The sequence below is a fragment of the Microcella sp. genome (assembly GCF_033763155.1).
In the GTDB taxonomy this organism is placed as follows: Bacteria; Actinomycetota; Actinomycetes; order Actinomycetales; family Microbacteriaceae; genus Microcella.
Genome location: NZ_JANRKZ010000274.1, coordinates 1 through 5,219, shown reverse-complemented (window position 1 = coordinate 5,219; position 5,219 = coordinate 1). Strand labels below are relative to the sequence as shown.

Sequence of the window (5,219 nt, the reverse complement as noted above, 5' to 3'; positions counted from 1 at the left end):
CGTGCCCCATTGCTTCCAGATGAACGCCACGGCGTCCATGCGCAACACGTCGATGCCCTGGTTGGCGAGAAACAGCATCTCGCCCGCCATGGCCCGCATCACCGCGGGGTTGGAGTAGTTGAGATCCCACTGGAAGGTGTGGAAGGTCGCCCACACCCATCGCTCGGCCTCGGCGCGCGTGGGTACCGTTCCATCGGGGTTCGGAAACGGCACGAAGCTGCCCGGGTGGTCATCGGGAAAGATCTCGCGCACCGTCGCCTCGAAGGCGTCGGGCTGCTCGCGGCCGTCGAAGACCCAGTAGTAGTTCTCAAACTCTTTCTCGCCCGCGATGGCGCGGCGGGCCCACTCGTGCTCGTTCGACGTGTGATTGAAGATGAAGTCGAGCACGAGGGCGATGCCGTTGGCGCGCAGCTCGGCCGCGAGGCTCTGCAGTTGCGCCATGTCGCCGAGCGCCGGGTTCACCTCGCGGTAGCTCGAGACGGCGTAGCCGCCATCGCTGTTCTCGGCCGGGGCCTCGAAGAGCGGCATGAGGTGCAGGTAGGTCAGGCCCAGTTCTCTGAAATACGGGATGCGCGCGCGCACTCCCTCGAGATCGCCCGCGTAGCGGTCGACGTAACAGACGCCCCCCAGCATCTGATTCGACTGAAACCAGTTGGGGTCGGCCAGGCGCGCCGCATCGACCGCGCGCAGCTCGGCCGGGCGGTGTTGCCACGACTCGGCGAGCTGGGTGACGAAGGCGGCGAGCTCGGCATCGACCCGTTCTGAGCCATAGAGCTCAGTCATGAGCCCGTGGATGCGCGGCATTTCGGCCGACGTGCGCGCCACAAACTCTGCCCAGTCGGCAGGGTCTGTTTCTGGCTGTCGCGCGTCGTCGAGCGCGTGCATCCACGGGTGGGTCAGCAGCACGCGGCCCAGTCTAGGGTTCTATGCCACCGGTTGCACAGATATTGTCCAACTGGACAACTCGTGAGACCATAGAGGCATGCACACGACCGTTTTCGAGCGCAGTCGCCCCGATGCCCGCCTTATCGCCGAGAGCCTCGAGGGCTCGCGGCTGCAGCCCTTCTGGCTCGATGACCTGCCCGATCGCCCGGCGCAGCCCGCGCTCACCGGCCGTGAGACGGCCGACCTCGTCGTCGTGGGCGGTGGCTATACCGGACTCTGGACGGCGCTGCTCGCGAAACAGCGCGACCCCGACACCCGCGTCGTGTTGCTCGAGGGTAAGCGCATCGGCTGGGCGGCGAGCGGCCGTAACGGCGGCTTCGTCGAAGCCACGCTCACGCACGGCGCCAAGAATGGCGAAACGCGGTTCGCAGAGGAACTCGAGACGCTCGACCGCATGGGCATGCAGAACCTCGATGAGATTCAGGCCACGGTCGAGGCCCAGGGCTGGGCCGTCGACTTCGAGCGCGTCGGATCCTTCGCCGTCGCGACCGAGACCTACCAGGTGGCCGAGCTCGAAGCCGCGCACGACGGCGAGCACGAGCTGTTCTACGACGCCGCCGCGATGCGCGCGCAGATCAACTCGCCCACCTATGAGGGCGGGCTGTGGTCGACGCGCGATACGGCGCTCGTGCATCCCGCCAAGCTCGCGATGGCTCTGATGCAGGCGTGCCTCGATGCCGGCGTCGAGATCTTCGAGTCGAGCCCCGTCGCCGACCTCAGCGCCGAGCGCGATGCCGTGACGCTCACGGTGCGCGGCGGCGGCAGCGTGCGTGCCGCGCGGGTGGCGCTCGCGACCAACGCGTTTCCGTCACTGCTCAAGCGTTTTCGCCTGCACACCGTGCCGGTCTACGACTACGTGCTCATGACCGAACCGCTGACGGATGCGCAGCTCGCGTCAATCGGCTGGCAGGGTCGCCAGGGCGTGGCCGACAGCGCCAACCAGTTTCACTACTACCGCCTGAGTGCCGACAACCGCATCTTGTGGGGTGGATACGACGCGATCTACCACTTCGGCGGGCGCATCCGCCCCGAGTACGACGACCGTCGCGAGTCGTTCGAAACGCTCGCGAGCCACTTCTTCACGACCTTCCCGCAGCTCGAAGGCGTGCGGTTCACGCACCGCTGGGCGGGCGTGATCGACACGTGCAGCCGCTTCTGCGCCTTTCACGCGACCGTGCACCAGGGTCGCGTGGCCTACTCGGCGGGCTTCACGGGGCTGGGGGTTGCGGCGACGCGCTTCGCGGCGAACGTCATGCTCGACCAGCTCGCGGGCGAGACGACCGAGCGCACCTCGCTCGAGATGGTGCGCAGCATGCCGCTGCCGTTTCCGCCCGAGCCCGCGACCTACCCGGCCGTGCAGTCGGTGCGCTGGGCGCTCGACCGCGCAGATCACAATTCGGGAAAGAGAAATGTGTTTTTGCGCACGCTCGACGCTGTGGGTCTAGGGTTCGATTCGTGACTCTTCCCCTCGACGCAGCCACCGTGCTGCAGGCCCTCGAGCTTGAGCTCGAGCACGAGCCCGTTGACGCCGCTCAGGTCGTCGAGGGCTCGCCCACGACGGGCATCGCAGCGCTCACCGAACTCGACGAGTGGGAGGTGGGGGTGTGGGAGATCACGCCCGGCACCGTCACCGACGTTGAGGTCGAAGAAGTGTTCATCGTGTTGCGCGGTCACGCGATTCTGCGCCGCGGCGACGGCACCGAGGTCGAGCTCTCGCCCGGCAGTGTCGGTCGCCTCGACGACGGCGAAGAAACCGAGTGGCGCGTGCTCGAGACGCTGCGCAAGATCTATATCGCGTAGCGCCTCGAACACACAGGCCGCTAGAAGGTGCTGTCGCCGCGAATGACCACGTCGCTGCCGCCGTCAACGAACACGACCTGCCCGCACAAGTGCGAGTTGTCGACGCTCGTGAGGTAGCCGATGAGGTTCGCCACGACGGCAGGCTCGGCGATGCCGTTGAGCGGCATCGGCACCATTTCGAGAATCGCCTTGGTCGACTCTTCCGTCGCCGTGTAGGCGTCGGTCATCGGTGTGCGGATGATGCCCGGGGCCACGGCGTTGAGCGGAATGTTCGCCCCGGCCCAGTCGGAAGTCGCCGCATTGCGACGAATCCACCGCACGAGAGCGCGCTTGGTTGAGCCATAGATCAACCCGCCGGCGCCCGCGTCGAGCAACTGCTGGGCGCGGTGCAGAGCGGCCGGCTCGTCATGCGCGAGGCACGCGTCGACGAGCTCGTCGTCGACCGGAAAGAGCGAGGCCATGGATGCCGTGGCCACCGCGCGCGGAGCATCCGACCCGCTCAACAGCGGCCGCAGCCCCTCAAGCGTCGCCAGGGCGCCAAAGTAGTTCACGGCAACCGTGGCAGTGGACTCGGTCGCGAGCCCCGCGTTGGCGACGACCGCGTCGAGCCGCCCTCCGCTGAGCTCGGTGGCCTGAGAGACGAGAGCCGCTCGGCCCTCGTGGGTCGTGAGGTCGACCGTGATGTCGGCGTCGTGCAGATCAACACCGATAACGCGATGGCCCTGACCCGTGAGCAGTGCGGCAGTCGCGGCTCCGATGCCGCTCGCTGCACCCGTGACGAGGTATGTGCGAGTCATGATGACTCCTTTCGATCGGTAGTGCCCTCAGGGTCTCGCTGGCGCGGCTTGGCCGACAGAGTCGAACGTCCTGCCCTCGTAGAATCGAAACATGCGCATCCACGTGGCAACCGATCACGCCGGCCTCGAGTTCAGCCAGACGGTGCGTGAACACGTCGCCGCGCAGGGGCACGAGGTGCACGATCACGGTCCGCAGGTCTACGACGCGCTCGATGACTACCCGAGCTTTTGCATCAACGCCGCACGCGCGGTCGCGCGTGATCAGGCCGCGGGCATCGAGGCGCTGGGCATCGTCTTTGGTGGGTCGGGCAATGGTGAGCAGATTGCGGCCAACAAGGTGCAGGGCATCCGTGCCGCCCTCGTCTGGAGCGACGCGACGGCCCAGCTCGCGCGCGAACACAACGACGCCAACGTCATCGCGATCGGTGCGCGCCAGCACTCGGTCGACGAAGCCCTGCGGTTCATCGACCTCTTCATCAGCACGCCGTTTCCGGGCGACGAACGGCACGTGCGGCGCATCGCGCAACTCGCCGAGTATGAAACCACCGGCACGATCGCCGGGCACGAGATCGTCTAGCGGTGCCCGAGGGCCATTCGGTTCATCGCATCGCGCGGCAGTTTGCGCGGCACTTCGTCGGCTCGACGATCATCGCGAGTTCGCCCCAGGGCCGCTTCACTGAGGGTGCCGCGCTGCTGAACGGTCGCACGATGACCGACGCGAAGGCCGTCGGCAAGCAGATGTTTCTCGAGTTCGACTCTGCCCTCTGGTTGCGCGTGCACCTCGGCATCTATGGCGCCTGGGATTTCGCGGGCGCGGTCGCCACAGCGACCGCGCGCACAGTGCAGAGCGAGTTAGCGGCGGCGAGCGGTGCGGTAGGCCGGGATTACTCGGGTCTGATGAATGGGCGCATGGGTCAGACCAACCAGCGCGGCACCGACCTCGATGCGGCGGCCGCCTACACGGCGACGGATGCTCGCTCAACCGTCGTCGGCGAACACGAGGCATCCCTCTCATCGATCGGGGCTCCCCGGCGCACGCGCTTGCGCATGGCCGAGGCAGAGAGCGAGAGCGCCATGGACGATGCGGCGCTTGAGGGTTTTCCGCCCGAGCCCGTGGGTCAAGTGCGCGTGCGGTTGCTCACCGAGCGCGCGGTCGCTGATTTGCGCGGGCCAACCGCGTGCGAGGTGCTCGACGCGGCGGCGGTGCAGGGCGTCATCGACGCGCTCGGACCCGACCCGCTCGTGGACGACGCCGACGCGGGGGAGGAGCGCATGCTCGCGCGCATCCGTGGTCGACGCGTTCCGATCGGGCTGCTGCTCATGGACCAGTCGGTCGTGTGCGGAATCGGCAATGTCTATCGCGCCGAGATTCTGTTTCGCGCGCGCCTCGACCCGCACACGCTCGGCGCGGCGCTGCCCGACGACGTGATTCGTGCGCTCTGGCGTGACTGGGTGTACCTGCTGGGCGTGGGTGTTGAGACGGGCCAGATGCTCACGATGGATGGTCTCGACGAAGAAGCGCAACGCGCAGCCCTGCGCAACCGGGCCGATCGCCACTGGGTCTACAAGCGCGAGGGCTTGCCGTGCCGCATCTGCCGCACGAACATTGCCCTCGAGGTTGCCGCGGGCCGCAAGCTCTACTGGTGCCCGAATTGCCAGCAGTAAGAGAGGTCACCG

The 5,219-nt window shown here is 67.3% G+C and carries 6 protein-coding genes; 4 read left to right on the top strand and 2 right to left on the bottom strand.

Annotated features, from left to right (window positions below):
- Positions 1-885 (bottom strand): alpha-amylase family glycosyl hydrolase (locus SFU54_RS11625; RefSeq protein WP_319016433.1); only part of this gene is annotated, 885 nt, incomplete at its 3' end.
- Between the two features lie 97 nt (positions 886-982).
- Between SFU54_RS11625 and SFU54_RS11620 the strand changes: the two genes are divergently transcribed.
- Positions 983-2,404, top strand: a complete 1,422-nt coding sequence (locus tag SFU54_RS11620) for an FAD-dependent oxidoreductase (RefSeq protein ID WP_319016432.1) — start codon at positions 983-985, stop codon at positions 2,402-2,404.
- The gene (locus SFU54_RS11615) at positions 2,401-2,745 is read left to right on the top strand and encodes a cupin domain-containing protein (RefSeq protein WP_319016431.1); all 345 of its coding nucleotides are present in this window, start codon (positions 2,401-2,403) and stop codon (positions 2,743-2,745) included. Before SFU54_RS11620 ends, SFU54_RS11615 begins: the two co-directional genes overlap by 4 nt.
- Positions 2,746-2,765: 20 nt before the next feature.
- Here SFU54_RS11615 and SFU54_RS11610 read toward each other — a convergent pair whose 3' ends face one another.
- Positions 2,766-3,542, bottom strand: coding sequence for an SDR family oxidoreductase (locus SFU54_RS11610; protein WP_319016430.1), 777 nt, complete (start codon positions 3,540-3,542; stop codon positions 2,766-2,768).
- A gap of 91 nt (positions 3,543-3,633) precedes the next feature.
- Here SFU54_RS11610 and SFU54_RS11605 point away from each other — a divergent pair, with 91 nt between their 5' ends.
- The gene (locus SFU54_RS11605; protein WP_319016429.1) at positions 3,634-4,119 is read left to right on the top strand and encodes a ribose-5-phosphate isomerase; all 486 of its coding nucleotides are present in this window, start codon (positions 3,634-3,636) and stop codon (positions 4,117-4,119) included.
- A 2-nt stretch (positions 4,120-4,121) separates the two neighbouring features.
- Positions 4,122-5,207: an Fpg/Nei family DNA glycosylase gene (locus SFU54_RS11600; protein ID WP_319016428.1), complete on the top strand. Its 1,086-nt coding sequence runs from the start codon at positions 4,122-4,124 to the stop codon at positions 5,205-5,207.
- Positions 5,208-5,219: the final 12 nt, after the last annotated feature.

Excerpts from the sequence above, each read along its gene's own strand:
- SFU54_RS11620 (WP_319016432.1), top strand. The coding sequence starts at position 983 with ATGCACACGACCGTTTTCGAGCGCAGTCGCCCCGATGCCCGCCTTATC.
- SFU54_RS11610 (WP_319016430.1), bottom strand. The coding sequence starts at position 3,542 with ATGACTCGCACATACCTCGTCACGGGTGCAGCGAGCGGCATCGGAGCC.
- SFU54_RS11605 (WP_319016429.1), top strand. The coding sequence starts at position 3,634 with ATGCGCATCCACGTGGCAACCGATCACGCCGGCCTCGAGTTCAGCCAG.